18 protein-coding genes are annotated in these 12,607 nt (G+C 69.1%); 12 read left to right on the top strand and 6 right to left on the bottom strand.

What is annotated here, in order from left to right:
• Position 1: 1 nt before the first annotated feature.
• The 4 genes from P3G67_RS28240 to P3G67_RS28230 form a co-directional block, all read right to left on the bottom strand.
• Entirely contained in the window at positions 2-1,219 is a 1,218-nt protein-coding gene (locus P3G67_RS28240) for an MFS transporter (RefSeq protein WP_276096008.1), read from the bottom strand.
• Positions 1,220-1,295: 76 nt separating this feature from the next.
• Positions 1,296-1,880 carry a TetR/AcrR family transcriptional regulator gene (locus tag P3G67_RS28235; RefSeq protein WP_276096007.1) on the bottom strand — a complete coding sequence of 195 codons (585 nt, stop codon included), beginning with the start codon at positions 1,878-1,880 and terminating at the stop codon, positions 1,296-1,298.
• A gap of 148 nt (positions 1,881-2,028) precedes the next feature.
• Positions 2,029-2,589, bottom strand: a complete 561-nt coding sequence (locus P3G67_RS36180; protein ID WP_391858373.1) for a helix-turn-helix domain-containing protein — start codon at positions 2,587-2,589, stop codon at positions 2,029-2,031.
• A 78-nt stretch (positions 2,590-2,667) separates the two neighbouring features.
• Positions 2,668-2,844 (bottom strand): hypothetical protein, encoded by a 177-nt coding sequence (locus P3G67_RS28230; protein WP_276096006.1) that lies wholly within the window; start codon positions 2,842-2,844, stop codon positions 2,668-2,670.
• A 260-nt stretch (positions 2,845-3,104) separates the two neighbouring features.
• Here P3G67_RS28230 and P3G67_RS28225 point away from each other — a divergent pair, with 260 nt between their 5' ends.
• From P3G67_RS28225 to P3G67_RS28215, 3 genes are all read left to right on the top strand, one after another.
• Positions 3,105-3,755: a CatB-related O-acetyltransferase gene (locus P3G67_RS28225; protein ID WP_276096005.1), complete on the top strand. Its 651-nt coding sequence runs from the start codon at positions 3,105-3,107 to the stop codon at positions 3,753-3,755.
• Between the two features lie 289 nt (positions 3,756-4,044).
• Positions 4,045-5,220, top strand: coding sequence for a macrolide family glycosyltransferase (locus P3G67_RS28220; RefSeq protein WP_276096004.1), 1,176 nt, complete (start codon positions 4,045-4,047; stop codon positions 5,218-5,220).
• Between the two features lie 393 nt (positions 5,221-5,613).
• Entirely contained in the window at positions 5,614-6,174 is a 561-nt protein-coding gene (locus P3G67_RS28215; protein WP_276096003.1) for a hypothetical protein, read from the top strand.
• Positions 6,175-6,186: 12 nt separating this feature from the next.
• Here P3G67_RS28215 and P3G67_RS28210 read toward each other — a convergent pair whose 3' ends face one another.
• Both P3G67_RS28210 and P3G67_RS28205 read right to left on the bottom strand, forming a co-directional pair.
• Positions 6,187-6,480: a CDP-glycerol glycerophosphotransferase family protein gene (locus P3G67_RS28210; RefSeq protein ID WP_391858371.1), complete on the bottom strand. Its 294-nt coding sequence runs from the start codon at positions 6,478-6,480 to the stop codon at positions 6,187-6,189.
• Positions 6,481-6,786: 306 nt separating this feature from the next.
• Entirely contained in the window at positions 6,787-6,960 is a 174-nt protein-coding gene (locus P3G67_RS28205; protein ID WP_276096002.1) for a CsbD family protein, read from the bottom strand.
• 221 nt (positions 6,961-7,181) lie between these two features.
• On the opposite strand from P3G67_RS28205, the gene P3G67_RS28200 reads away from it, so the two are divergent.
• The 9 genes from P3G67_RS28200 to P3G67_RS28160 all read left to right on the top strand — a co-directional run bounded on the left by P3G67_RS28200 (position 7,182) and on the right by P3G67_RS28160 (position 12,582).
• The gene (locus tag P3G67_RS28200) at positions 7,182-7,895 is read left to right on the top strand and encodes a hypothetical protein (protein ID WP_276096001.1); all 714 of its coding nucleotides are present in this window, start codon (positions 7,182-7,184) and stop codon (positions 7,893-7,895) included.
• A gap of 54 nt (positions 7,896-7,949) precedes the next feature.
• The gene (locus P3G67_RS28195; protein ID WP_276096069.1) at positions 7,950-9,065 is read left to right on the top strand and encodes an SRPBCC family protein; all 1,116 of its coding nucleotides are present in this window, start codon (positions 7,950-7,952) and stop codon (positions 9,063-9,065) included.
• 5 nt (positions 9,066-9,070) lie between these two features.
• Positions 9,071-9,538, top strand: a complete 468-nt coding sequence (gvpJ, locus tag P3G67_RS28190) for a gas vesicle protein GvpJ (RefSeq protein ID WP_276096000.1) — start codon at positions 9,071-9,073, stop codon at positions 9,536-9,538.
• The gene (locus P3G67_RS28185; protein WP_276095999.1) at positions 9,538-10,338 is read left to right on the top strand and encodes a GvpL/GvpF family gas vesicle protein; all 801 of its coding nucleotides are present in this window, start codon (positions 9,538-9,540) and stop codon (positions 10,336-10,338) included. The genes gvpJ and P3G67_RS28185 overlap by 1 nt, the downstream gene beginning before the upstream one ends.
• A gap of 2 nt (positions 10,339-10,340) precedes the next feature.
• Positions 10,341-10,592 carry a c-type cytochrome biogenesis protein CcmI gene (gene ccmI, locus P3G67_RS28180; protein WP_276095998.1) on the top strand — a complete coding sequence of 84 codons (252 nt, stop codon included), beginning with the start codon at positions 10,341-10,343 and terminating at the stop codon, positions 10,590-10,592.
• A 69-nt stretch (positions 10,593-10,661) separates the two neighbouring features.
• Positions 10,662-11,081, top strand: coding sequence for a gas vesicle protein GvpO (locus P3G67_RS28175; RefSeq protein ID WP_276095997.1), 420 nt, complete (start codon positions 10,662-10,664; stop codon positions 11,079-11,081).
• A gap of 6 nt (positions 11,082-11,087) precedes the next feature.
• Positions 11,088-11,546, top strand: coding sequence for a gas vesicle protein (locus P3G67_RS28170; RefSeq protein WP_276095996.1), 459 nt, complete (start codon positions 11,088-11,090; stop codon positions 11,544-11,546).
• On the top strand, positions 11,543-12,328 hold the full coding sequence (locus P3G67_RS28165) for a GvpL/GvpF family gas vesicle protein (protein ID WP_276095995.1): 786 nt from the start codon (positions 11,543-11,545) through the stop codon (positions 12,326-12,328). The genes P3G67_RS28170 and P3G67_RS28165 overlap by 4 nt, the downstream gene beginning before the upstream one ends.
• Entirely contained in the window at positions 12,325-12,582 is a 258-nt protein-coding gene (locus tag P3G67_RS28160; RefSeq protein ID WP_276095994.1) for a gas vesicle protein, read from the top strand. The genes P3G67_RS28165 and P3G67_RS28160 overlap by 4 nt, the downstream gene beginning before the upstream one ends.
• Positions 12,583-12,607: the final 25 nt, after the last annotated feature.

Below are 12,607 nucleotides of genomic sequence, written 5' to 3'. Positions count from 1 at the left end.
GTCAGGCGGTGCGCGGCCGCCGCACGGCGCGAGTGAGGCCGATCAGGGTCAGCAGGATGACCGTCACGGCGTAGAGCGAGACGGCGGTCTGCAGGCCGTACAGGTTGGTCAGCAGGCCGGCGAGGACGGCGGGGATGCTCATGGCCAGGTAGCTGAGGACGTAGTAGGCGGCGAGCGTGCCGGCGCGTTCGCCCGGGGCGGCCGGGGGCAGCAGCAGGCGCAGGGCGCCCTGGGTGACGGCGCCGAAGCCCGCGCCCGCCAGGGCGGTGCCCGTGAACAGGGCGAGCAGGCTGTGCAGTTGCGGGCCGCTCAGGGTCAGCAGGGCCCCCGGGATCAGGAACGCGGTGCCGACGAGGCTCACGATGCGGGCGGGCAGCGCTCGGGCGGCGTGGCCGGCGAGGCCGGCCGCGGCCGTCAGGGTGAAGAAGACCAGGCCGCCGGTTGCGCGGGCGGCGTGCGGGGCGATCAGCCGGGCGAGCGAGGGACCGAGGGAGGAGTAGAAGCCGCCCAGTGCCCAGGCAGCGACGATGCCGGGCCCGGCGAGCGCCATGGCCGGCCGGGAGGCGGCGGCGACGGTGATGGTGGGGCGCAGTGAGCGCCAGGCGCCGGGGTTGGGGCGGGCGGTCTCGGGGGTGAGCAGGACCGCGGCGGCCTGCGCGGTGAAGAGCAGGAGCAGCACCAGGTAGACGGTGCGGGTGGGGGCGGGGGCGTACTGCACGAGGGCGGTGGCGGCCAGCACGCCGACTGCCATGCCGGCCACGGGGGTGATGCTGTTGGCGACCGTTGCTCGGCCCGGGCGGTTGGGGGCCTCGAAGTCGAGCAGGGCGGCTCCGGCGGCGCTGGTGGCCACGCCGGTGGCCAGGCCCTGCAGGATCCGGGCGGCGATCAGCGCCGGCACGCCCTGGGCGGTGGCGAATATGGCCATCGCGACGGCTTGTGCCAGCAGTGCCCCGGCGAGGACCGGGCGCCGGCCCAAGTGGTCCGAGAGCGTGCCCGCGGTCAGCAGGGCCACCAGCAGGGCGAGCGCGTAGGCGCTGAACACGACGGTGAGCGTCATGGCCGAGAAGTGCCATGCGGCCTGGTAGAGAGCGTAGAGCGGGGTCGGTGCGCTGGAGGCAGCCAGCAGGCCGACCAGGACCGAGGCGTGGAGCCGGAAGGCGACACGGTGGCTCAGCACGGGCAGGCGGCGGCGGGAAGGCAGGGCTGTGATGCTGGTCATGGAAGCACCTCTGAGCCTTAAGGCGAATGCTTTGCATTAAGCACTCTAGGCTCACGTTGCCCTAAAACGCAAATATTTAGCTTTTATGCGACGAGAGGGGTGCAGCGCGGCCGAGGGCCGTCGCTACCAGGTGGTCGGCGTAGGCCGCGGACAGATCCGAGGGGCGGAACAGGATCCGGTACATCAGGGGGGCGACGACGACGTCCAGCAGTGTCTCCACGTCGGGCACGGCCTCCCCGCGCCCGGCCGCGCGCACGCCGATGGCCTTCAACTGCTCGGCGGCGTAGTCGGAGCAGCGGGCCGCGTTGCCCTGCTCGGGGTCGCCCACCAGGGCGTCGCGGATGTACGTGCGGCCCGCTGTCGAGGACATCTCCTCGGCGAACTGCACCGTCCACGCCTCCAGGTCCGCCCGCAGACTGCCGTGATCCGCCGGCGGGGTGTCGGGGCGCAACCGCTCGACGGCCACGTCGGACAGCAGTTCCCGCAGGTCGCCCCAGCGCCGGTAGACGGTGGACGGCGTGACTCCCGCGCGGGCGGCGATCAGGGGCACGGTGAGCGCATCCCGCCCCAGTTCCGCCTCGAGTTCTCGGACGGCCTGGTGCACGGACTGCTGGACGCGGGCGCTGCGCCCGCCGGGGCGAGTGGTCGCTCGGGTACTCATGCGCACAGCTTAACGCGAAGAAGTTGCGTCTGGTGGGCCGTCGGCTCAGTTCAACGGCCACGGGAGCCGATCCCGCCCGGTCGGCAGGCGGTGCCGACGTGCCGACCGGAGGGCCTCGCCGGCCCTCGATAGTGGTTCCGCACCGGGTTCAGATCCTGGACAGCGTTTCCCCGGTTGTTTCCGTGCGGATGGCCAGGCAACTTCGCGGCGCGGGCCCGGCGTTGGACGATGCCGCAGTGGAAGCGGTGTGGGCCCACCACGCCGCACCACACCTCGCTGCCATCCTCATCTGGCCCCGACGCTGCCAGCGATGAGCCGAGTCATCGGTCTCGGTCAGCCAGCCGGTAGCGCACACCGCACCGCTTGCCACCTCGACAGCAGAACGCCCACTGGTCGCCACTCGCGCCGTATCCGCGGGCGCCTGCCCATGACCGTCCGGCTCCTTGCCGAGGTGGATCCGTGTTCTTGTCGTTTCCGAACAGGCCGCCCCAGTCCAGCTACTCCCGGTGGGCGGTGGCGCGCCCCCGTCAGCGAGAGTCAGTGCGCGTTGTGCCAGCCACAGGTCGTGGCGGGCGTTGGGAGAACGGAGCAGGAAACGCTCCAGGAGCGTCTCGATGCGGGTGAGCCGCTTACGGGTGGCGGTGGCCGAGAGCGAGAGCGCAGTGGCGGTCGAGGCGAGCCGGCCGTCCTCGCCGAGCCAGGTGGTCAGCGTTCGGCAGAGGTCGTCCGCCGAGGTGTGTGCCCGGTGGATTTCCAGGTGTGCGGTTGCCTGCGAGGAGAAGGCCAGTCAGGCGGCCGCGGCGGGCCCGATGGCGAGCACGAGATCGGGCCGCTGGGCGAACTCGGCATACCGGCCGGGCCCGTTGCGGGCCACAGCGAGGGCGTGGAACGCCTGCGCGTAGCCGGTTGCCGTGTCACACAGCGGCACTGCTTCGCTTGCCCCTGCCAGACAGTCGTCGGTCATGCAGTCAGGGCCGCCTGCAGTGCCGGGTCGGCTGCGGAGGCGAGCACGAACATGTGGTCCGCGTACACGGGGCACGGGACGATCCAGGCCCCGTCGGCCACGTGGGCGCACCGGTCTGCGAGCTCGCCGCGCGTGAATGCCTGGATGGGGCGGGCGGTAGGCCGTGTTCGTGCAGGTGGTAATCGGGTGTCCTGGGACGGTGCGGTGCAGCGATCATGGACCGGACACGGACCCGCTACCGATGAGGAATACCTCCCCCCATGCCTGTGCCTGCCGACCCGACGATCCTCCATCCGATGCCCGAGCAGCCCCGGGTGGTGCTGCTCAAGCCGCTGGTGAAGTCCCCGCTGATCGAGGTCGGGGAGTACTCCTACTACGACGACCCGGACGCTGCGACCGCGTTCGAGACGCGCAACGTGCTCTACCACTACGGGCCGGAGAAGCTGATCATCGGCAAGTTCTGCGCGCTGGGCACGGGCGTGCGGTTCCTCATGAACGGCGCCAACCACCGGATGGACGGCCCCTCGACCTTCCCCTTCCCCACCATGGGCGGCTCCTGGTCCGAGCACTTCGACCTGCTCACCGGCCTGCCCAACCGAGGGGACACCGTCGTCGGCAACGACGCCTGGTTCGGCCACGGCACGACGGTCATGCCCGGTGTACGGATCGGACATGGCGCGATCATCGCCTCCGGCGCCGTGGTCACCAGCGACGTACCCCACTACGGCATCGTCGGCGGCAACCCGGCCCGACTCATCCGCACCCGCTACAACCACCAGGACATCGCCCGGCTGCTGGCGGTGGCCTGGTGGAACTGGCCCGCGAAGCACATCACCGAGCACGTGCGGACGATCATGTCGGGCAGCATCGCTGATCTGGAAGCCGCTGCCCCGGATACCCCGCGCGTGTGACGCGCGTGCGGGAGTTCCGTGCGGACGCATCGGCCCGGCGTGGGACTTCTCCAGACGGCGGTTGAGGTAATTCAGGTGCCCGGAAGCCGGGGGAGGGCCTAGAGTCGCGGACATGCACTTCACTCAGATCTACGGCTGACATGGCCGGGGCAGCGCCCCGGCTTCCTCTCGCATGTCCGTGTGCGCGCCTACGACCGAGTCTTCCTCGGAAAGGCCGACGCGTCGGCTTGCCGTGTCTCTTTCGCCGTAGATCTGAAACGAGTGATCCTCCGTGCCTTCCACGTCTTCCATGTCCCGTCGCCGCGCCCACATCGCGATGGTCGGCATCCCCATCGTCAGCCACGTCCTGCCGAGCCTTGCGGTCATCCGCGAGCTGGTGGCCCGCGGTCATCGCGTGACCTACGCCAACGACCCAGCGGTGGCCGACTTGATCGCGGCCACCGGCGCCGAACTCGTCCCCTGCACCTCCTCGCTTCCGGTCGCCGACAACAACTGGCCCGACGACCCCATCGCCGCGGGGGACCTCTTCCTCGACGACGCCATCCAGGCACTCCCGCAGTTGCGCGCCGCCTACGACCACGACCCGGCGGACCTGTACCTGTACGACATCGGCGGCTACGCCGCGCGCGCCCTCGCCGAATCGCAGAACCGGCCCCTCATGCAGTTGTCCCCGACGTTCGTGGCCTGGGACGGCTACGACCAGGACGTCGCGGCACACCTGCGGCAACTGCCGGGCGCCGACGCATACCGGGCGAAGTTCGCACATTGGCTCGCCGACTGCGGGGCGTCCACCACCGACGTGGATGCCTTCTCCGGTCGCCCCGCACAGGCCCTGGCGCTGATCACTCAGGCGATGCAGCCGCACGCCGACCAGGTCGACACCGACACGGTGACCTTCGTCGGACCCTGCGTCGACGCACGGGCGGACGCGGACGGCTGGACCCGCCCGGCGGACGCGAAGAACGTGCTGCTGATCTCCCTGGGCTCGGCGTTCACCCGTCAACCGCAGTTCTACCGCCAGTGCCTTGCGGCCTACGGCAACCTGCCCGGCTGGCACGTCGTCCTTCAGATCGGCAAGTACACCGACCCGCGGGAACTCGGCGACATCCCGCCCAACGTCGAGGTGCATTCCTGGGTCCCGCAGCGGGCGATACTGGAGCAGGCGGACGCCTTCGTCACCCACGCCGGCATGGGCGGCTGCGGCGAGGCGCTGCTGGCAGGCGTCCCGATGATCGCTGTACCGCAGGCCGCCGAACAGTTCATGAACGCCGACCGGCTCGTGGAACTGGGCGTGGCCCGCCGCGTCGACACCGCGGAAGCCACCGCCCAGACCCTACGGGTGGCCCTGAACGACCTGGTCACCGACGCGGAGGCCGCCCGCCGCTCGGCACGGCTGCGCGCCGGCGCACGGGCCGAGGGCGGCACCACGCGCGCCGCCGACCTCATTGAGAACATGCTGGCCTGAGCCCTGCCCGCCACAGCCGGAAGGGGAAGCAGCACTTCGATGCTCACACCGCCTCGGGGAACCGACGACTATCGGGTCCCCGAGGTGACGGAACCAAGGGTCGTCGCGAGGTGAGCGTCATTTCTCGGGCTGGTAGGGGTGGTGACGACCGGGCGGTACGTCGGTTCCGAGCCGTGGCTGGAGCGGGACCGGCTTCTGCTGGTGGACTTCGATCCCGAGGCGGTGCTCGGGCATCAGGTCTGCGACAGAGTTACTGACGGTGCCTCGGCTGACGCCTTGTTCATGTCTCGCGATCCCTTGCGTCGACCGAGACGATGCGAGGCGTCGATCGTGTTGGCCCGGCCGTGGCCTTGGCGTTCGAGGAATCGAGGGATTCCGCCAGAAGGGCTTCCGTTGTGGGACGAGGCGGGTTCCGCCGCTGACGGGGTCGAGGAGATCATTCTCGACGGCCTCGCCGACGCCCCGATCGGCCAGCTGCCGCTCCATGCCGCAGCGGGCGTCCGCGCGGGCCGCCGCCTCGTCCTCGAACTGTCGCTGGCCGACCTGTACGGCAGGACCGCGCAAGCGGGCCCACAGCGCGCGAGCGTCGAGCTGCGCCACCGGGTGACCGGGAGGGTGCGTCGGTACGAGGCGACGTGGCAGGGCGAACCGAGCGGGGACGGTGGCTGGCGCGCCAGGGTCACCGTCGGCCCGGCGGCGCTGAGTGAGGGTGACGCCATCACCACCTGGGACGCCTGGGTGACGCTGACCTTCCGGGACGGTGAGCCGGTCACCACGACACTGCGTGCCGGGTCCGGCCTGAGGCGGCGGGTAGTGGTCGGCCGCCGTGGGCGGGTGCTGCTGCTCCAGCCGTACGCCACCAGCAGCGGCTGGCCCGCCTTGCGCGTCGCCGACGGGCCCGCCGGGGCGCGCCGCGTCCTCGCCGAACGGTTCGCCCGCCGCATGCGGCGCTGAGCACCGACGAGGTCAGCTGCCCGCCGGGGCCGTGCTCGGTGCGTCGGCCTGCTCCCGGGCGGGCTCGCCGAGGAAGACACGACGCACCACGCGCTCAGCCGCTCGCCCGTCGTCGTAGGGGCACAAGCGCGCCCGGAACGCAGCGCGTCGCAGGGCCGCGGAAGCCCCCGCGTACTCGCCGCTCCGGAAGACCTCGACGAGTTCCTCATGCGTGGTGGCGACCGCACCGGGCGTCTCGGCGAGCGGGTCGAGGTAGGCCTCTCGTGTCCGCCGGGAGGTCTCCCAGTCGGGGGCGCACTGCGTCATGTACCGGAATCCTGACCCTTATGGCCGCTATGACGAGCCGATGCGTGAGGAAAACCCGTCATTGCCGGGCGAGTAGTCCGCTGCCTTGCGCCGAGGGCTCGCGCCCTGAAGGGGCGCGGGGAACTGCGCGACCAGCCATGACGAGCCGCAGTCGATCGACAGCACATCGCGGCACTTTCAGCGGAGCGTTCAGCGGCGTGGCTGGACGGGCTCCCCGGCCTCCCCAGACCAGGGCCGGGCTGCGGGCTCTGCGGCCGAGTCGACGGCTGACCGGCGCGGCGGCCGGTCAGCCATGTGCGTTGGCAGTCAGTGCTTGAAGGTGTCCTTGCCCTTCTCGCCCGCCTGCTTGGCGTCACCCTTGATCTGCTCTGCTTTTCCTTTCATCTTGAGGCTTTCGTTGCTCGTTGCCTTGCCTACGGCTTCCTTGGTCTTGCCTTCGGCTGTTTTGCTGATGTTCTTGGCCTTCTTGCCTATGCCCATATGTGTCACCTTCCGGGCTTGCGCGAGCACTGCGGCATCGTCCGCCGACCGCGGTCTCCGGCGCATTTGCGCTGCTGCGGTCGGCGCGATCAGTCACCGTCAGCTATGAGTCACGGCTCCTCAGTGAAACAACCTTACGTTCGGACTTTTCGCCCAAATGCCTCATACTTGACTTTAAACCTGTTCCACCCCGTGCTCCTACGCCCGACAGGGGGTCGTCCGTGGCGTTGGATCTGGCGACCGGAATGGCGGGGCGGACACGGCGCGCTCAGCCGAAGTTCACGCTGCGGCAGATCGCGGCATCCATTCGCGGTCTCTCCGGCGGTGCATCGGAACTGGTGTGGAAGGGGACCGAGTTGATGAAGAACGGACAGGTGGCGCTGGCGCTCGCGGGCGGTTACCTCTTGGGGCGATATCACAAGATGCGGTGGGCGCTGGCGCTCGCCGGGGCGGCGGCTGGCAAGCGGGCCGCCGGGGTGGCGACCGGGAAGCAACTCGGGCGGGCCTCGGGGCTGCTCCAGTCGCCGGAGGTGGGAAGGCTTGCCAAGGACATTCGCGGCGACCTGCTGGCGGCTGGCCGTAGTGCTGCCGTCGCGGCCGTCGGCACTCGGATCAACGACCTGAGCGACAGGATGGAGGAGCGTGCGGCATCGCTCCGGGAACCGTCGGGCGACGAGGCTGAGGGCGATGAGGGGGAAGAGGCGACGAGCCGCGGTGAGCGCAAGGCTCGGCGGAGCGGCAGCGCAAAGAGCCGCCGCGCCAGCACCACCAGGGCCAAGGCCGAGGTCGGCTCGTCGAAGGCGAGCGGATCCGCACGAGAATCCACGAAGCCAGGTAGCAGGACCAAGAAGCCGACGAGGGAAGGAACGTCCGGCGGCCGGTCCGGCAAGAGGGCCGCTTCTGCGGATAGGCCGACAGGGCGGAGCCGGGGGTGATGACATATGGCTGAGCGATCAGGCCGCCGGACGACGGGCGGAGTCGGTGCCTTGGTGGAAGAGCTGCCCACCGACCGCCTTCTTGAAGAAGCCCGGAATCTGGCCACTGCTCTGGGGGAGCGGGCACTGACCCGGGTCGCGGGCAAGGTCGGGGATGCGACCGAGAAGCTCACCGAATACGCCGAAAACGGTGGTGGTCCCGGGCTGACGGCCCTGCTCACTGGTGGACGAAGCCTGGCCGAAGGAAAGTCCATGGTGACCTCCTTGCTGGGTGCCGGGCTGACCCAGGCGAAGGAGAAGGTGAAGGAAGCTGTCGGCGGTGGGGGCGGCAGGGACGGCGGAGACAAGGGAAAGAAGATCAAGGTCACCAACATCGTCGAAAGCATCGATGTGGGTGTTCCGGTCTCGTTGGCCTACAACCAGTGGACGCAGTTCGAGGACTTCCCCAGCTTCATGAAGAAGGTGGAGAGCGTTGAGCAGGAGTCCGAAACCGAGCTCGACTGGAAGGCGCAGATCTTCCTCTCGCACCGCAAGTGGCGTTCCAAGGTCATCGAGCAGATGCCGGATGAGCGCATCATCTGGCAGTCGAAGGCGGAGAAGGGGCACGTAGACGGAGCGGTCACCTTCCATGAGGTGACGCCTGACCTGACCAAGATCATTTTGGTCCTTCAGTACCACCCCCAAGGCATGTTCGAGCGGACCGGAAACCTCTGGCGGGCCCAGGGGCGGCGGGCACGACTGGAACTCAAGCATTTCCAGCGCCACGTCATGACCGAGGCGACCTTGAATCCCGACGACATTCACGGATGGCGGGGCGAGGTACTCGACGGAGAGGTCGTCCGCACTGACGAGGAGGTTCGGGAGGAGGAAGAAGGCCAGGAGGGCGGCGGCGACAAGGGATCCGATGAAGGCCGCCACGGAGCCTCGGCCGAGGAGGAATCCGTGAAGGGGCGCGAGGAGGAGGACGAGGACGAGGAGGTTGAGGAAGAGGACGTCGAGGGCGACGAAGCGCCCGACGAGGACGAGGAGGGGGACGAGGAGGAGGACGAGGACGAGGACCAGGAGGAGGACAAGGACGAGCACGAGGACGAGCACGAGGACGAGCACGAGGACGAGCACGACGAGCGGGCACGACGTCCGCATCGGCGGTCCACAGAGAGGGCCCGGTGACCCCGATGACCGTAGCAAGCCGACAAGGGCAGTACCTGGACAGGCCGTCGGGGGGCGGTCTGGTCGAAGTGGTCGACTTGATCCTCGACAAAGGCTTGGTGATCGATGTCTACGTCCGCGTCTCCCTGGTGGGCATTGAACTCCTCACGATCGACGCACGCATCGTCGTAGCCAGCGTTGACACGTACCTGCGTTTTGCTGAGGCGGTCAACCGTCTCGACCTCGCTCGCAGCGGGACCGAGACGCGTGGCCTGCCGGGAATGATGGAGGAGATTCGCGAGGGAGGCGCCAAGCACAAGACGAAGGGCGCCCTGGAAGGCGTCAAGGACACTGTGGGCAACGTGCTCGGTCGCGGCGAGGACGAAGAGCAAGAGCAAGAGGAGGACGAGGAACAGGACGAGCGCGAATTGGAGCCCGAGGAGCGGCCCCGTGGCCGGGCCCGGCCCGCGAGTCGTAAGGACAGGGAGCGGTGATGACCGAGTCCGCGCAGGGCGCAGGGGATGCTATGGGGTGCTACGTCTACGGTGTGGTGCCGGAGTCCGATACGTTCACCGGGCTCGACGACCTTCGTGCGGTGGGCGATCCGGAGGTTTCTGTGACGCTCGTCCGACATCGCGACATCGCCGCTGTGGTGAGCGATGTGGCCACCGACCGGCCGCTTGGTTCGCCCGAGGACCTGCAAGCCCATGCGGGGGTGCTGAACGCGTTGGCCGCCAAGGGAGCGCCGGTGCTCCCGTTCCGTTTCGGCACGGTGCTGAAGGATGCGCAGTCGGTCGCCAGTGAAGTCCTCACCGGGGGCCATGACGCCTTCGTCGTAGCTCTGGAGCGGATGAAGGGGCATGCCCAGTTCACGCTGAAGGCACAGTACGACCAGGACGCGGTGCTGTGGGAGGTGCTGGACGAGAGACCGGAGATCAGAGAACTGCGGGAGCGGCTGAACAAGGTGTCCGACGAGGCGGCCTACTACGAGCGGATTGAGTTGGGCCAACTCGTAGCGGAAGCCATCGCCGCCAAACGCGACGCGGACTCGGCCGAGATACACCAGCGACTGGCTCCCTTGGCGGCCGCGACGGCCACCTCGGAGCCTTCCTCGGAGGCCGGACTAGTCGATGCCTCCTTCCTCGTCGAGGACAGGCGCCGGAACACTTTCGAGCGGGCGGCGGAGGACCTGGCCCGCCATTGGCACGGCCGGGTCCGGCTCCAACTGCTCGGGCCGCTGGCGCCGTACGACTTCGTGGCGGACGCGATGGGTGACCGCGAGGAGGAAGGCTAGTCATGGGGTTGTTCACCGGGTTGCTCACCCTGCCGCTCGCCCCGGTCCGCGGCGTGATCTGGGTCGCCGAGCAGGTGCGCGACGAAGCGCTTCGGCAGACCGAGGACCCGACCGTACTGCGTCGGCGTCTGGCCGAGGTCGAGCGGGCACGGGAGGCTGGGGAAATCGCCGAAGAGGAGGCCGCTGAAATACAGGAGGACCTCGTCCGCCGTCTACTGGCTTCTGGCCCTCCGCTCGGCGGCCTGGAGGTCTGAGCCGTGCCCAGGGCCGGCCGCGGAAGCGCTGGCGAATCTCCGCGGCGGCGCCGGAGCAGGGAGGCGGACGTGCCCCGTGCACCCGCACGCAAGCGTCAGCCGCAGCGTCGCCCGGAAGAGCCGGAAGAGCCGGAAGAGGCTGAGCGGAAGACACGACAAGGTAGGTCGGAGATCACCGGCCAGGACGAGAACGAACGTCAGGACCAGGACGAGAAGGCCGGCCGTCACCGACCGACGGTAACCGCCCGGAAGGCCGCACAGTACGCGGCTGGCCATGTGGCAAGCCTGACCGGGCGGCAGCCCGAGGCCGTGACATCACTGGAGCGTACAGACAACGGATGGCGCGTCGGCGTCGAGGTGGTGGAGACCCATCGGATACCGGACTCGACGGACATCCTCGCGGTGTACCGCGTCGAAGTGGACGACGACGGCGGGCTCGTCTCGTACCGCCGGGGCGAGCGCCACTACCGGGGCCGAGCAGAGGAGTAGTGACGCATGAGCCAGCAGCCGGTATGGAGCGGAGCCAGCCGAAACGTCGGTCCCTCGCGTGAGGTGGCTCGCCCCCAGCCGGCGAATCTGGCCGACATCCTTGAGCGTGTCCTCGACAAGGGCATCGTCATCGCCGGAGACATCCGCATCAACCTCCTCGATATCGAACTCCTGACGATCAAGATCCGGCTGATCGTGGCTTCCGTGGACCGGGCGCGCGAGATGGGCATCGACTGGTGGGAACACGATCCCTCGCTGTCTTCCGGCAAGCGCGATGTGCTGGAGGAGAACCGACGCCTGCGCCAGCGCATCGGTGAGCTCCAGGCCGGGCGGGACGCTCACACCGACGACGCGGTCGAGCCAGGTGATCCGGACGACCGGCAAGGCAGTGCAGGCCCGCCGCAGCGGCAGTCGCGCTCGCAGAACGAGGGAACGTCTGAGCAGAGGGGAGACGCGTCACCATGACCGACGACCGCGCTGTGTGGCTGTACGCCGTAGTCCCGGCGACGCACAGCCCCGAGACCGCCGCTTTGACCGGCGTCGCGGGCGAGTCGGTGCGCGTCATCAGGGGCGACGAGGACATCTCGGCCGTCGCAGGATCCGTCCCGTTGAGCGACTTCGCGGAGGAGCCCCTGCGCAACCACCTGGAGGATCTGACCTGGCTGGAGAACGCCGCCCGCGCACACCACGAGGTCATCGACGCGGTGGGCAGCACCGGGGACGTGGTTCCACTGCGGTTCGCCACGATCTACAACGATGAAGCCGCCGTCAGAGCCGTCCTGAAGGAACGCGACGCCGACTTCAGATCGGCACTTGAACGCGTTGCCGGGCGCACGGAATGGGGCGTCAAGGCGTATGTCGACCCGGAAGCACTTCCCGAAACCCCCGGCGAAGCCGGGGCCGCCCAGGACAACCCCGGAACCGCCTACCTCCTACGTCGCAAGGCGCAGCGCCAGGGGCGGCAGGACGCACAGCGCCACGCGCTGGAGCGAGCGGAGGAGATACGAGCGACTTTGAACGAGGTGGCCAGCCGCTGCGTGCGACACCCGCCGCAGGACGCCCGGCTCGCCGGCTACCAGGGGTGGATGATCCTCAACGACTCCTACTTGGTCGAAGACCCCCGCGCACAGGAGTTCGCAGACCTCGTGCACTCCTGCGAGGCCCGATTTCCCGAGGTACGACTAGAACTCAGCGGGCCCTGGCCGGCCTATTCCTTCACCGGCGACGAGGAGGGAGGGGAGCAGTGAGCACCCCCCGCGGCGAGCACCTGCCCTCTTCAACACCGCTGGGGCTGCAAGGCCGGCAAGTCGCACTGGTCGACCTCCTTGATCGAGTCCTGGCCGGGGGTGTCGTCGTCGCCGGAGAGATCACCCTGTGCATCGCCGACGTCGACCTCGTCCGTATCTCCCTGCGTGCCCTCGTGGCTTCCATACGCGCCGCATCCAATCCCGACACCGCCGGACAACACCCCGACGAAACCCCGGAAGGCAACTTCTGGTGACCGGCCCTTGCGAAGACGAGCCACC

This window comes from Streptomyces silvisoli, from assembly GCF_029269905.1.
In the GTDB taxonomy this organism is placed as follows: domain Bacteria; phylum Actinomycetota; class Actinomycetes; order Streptomycetales; family Streptomycetaceae; genus Streptantibioticus_A; species Streptantibioticus_A silvisoli_A.
This window is presented reverse-complemented; position numbering and strand designations above follow the sequence as displayed.

Coding starts and splice junctions, on each gene's coding strand:
- P3G67_RS28240 (WP_276096008.1), bottom strand. CDS start 1,219: ATGACCAGCATCACAGCCCTGCCTTCCCGCCGCCGCCTGCCCGTGCTG.
- P3G67_RS28235 (WP_276096007.1), bottom strand. CDS start 1,880: ATGAGTACCCGAGCGACCACTCGCCCCGGCGGGCGCAGCGCCCGCGTC.
- P3G67_RS28230 (WP_276096006.1), bottom strand. CDS start 2,844: ATGACCGACGACTGTCTGGCAGGGGCAAGCGAAGCAGTGCCGCTGTGT.
- P3G67_RS28225 (WP_276096005.1), top strand. CDS start 3,105: ATGCCTGTGCCTGCCGACCCGACGATCCTCCATCCGATGCCCGAGCAG.
- P3G67_RS28220 (WP_276096004.1), top strand. CDS start 4,045: ATGTCCCGTCGCCGCGCCCACATCGCGATGGTCGGCATCCCCATCGTC.
- P3G67_RS28210 (WP_391858371.1), bottom strand. CDS start 6,480: ATGACGCAGTGCGCCCCCGACTGGGAGACCTCCCGGCGGACACGAGAG.
- P3G67_RS28205 (WP_276096002.1), bottom strand. CDS start 6,960: ATGGGCATAGGCAAGAAGGCCAAGAACATCAGCAAAACAGCCGAAGGC.
- gvpJ (WP_276096000.1), top strand. CDS start 9,071: ATGACCGTAGCAAGCCGACAAGGGCAGTACCTGGACAGGCCGTCGGGG.
- P3G67_RS28185 (WP_276095999.1), top strand. CDS start 9,538: ATGACCGAGTCCGCGCAGGGCGCAGGGGATGCTATGGGGTGCTACGTC.
- ccmI (WP_276095998.1), top strand. CDS start 10,341: ATGGGGTTGTTCACCGGGTTGCTCACCCTGCCGCTCGCCCCGGTCCGC.
- P3G67_RS28170 (WP_276095996.1), top strand. CDS start 11,088: ATGAGCCAGCAGCCGGTATGGAGCGGAGCCAGCCGAAACGTCGGTCCC.
- P3G67_RS28165 (WP_276095995.1), top strand. CDS start 11,543: ATGACCGACGACCGCGCTGTGTGGCTGTACGCCGTAGTCCCGGCGACG.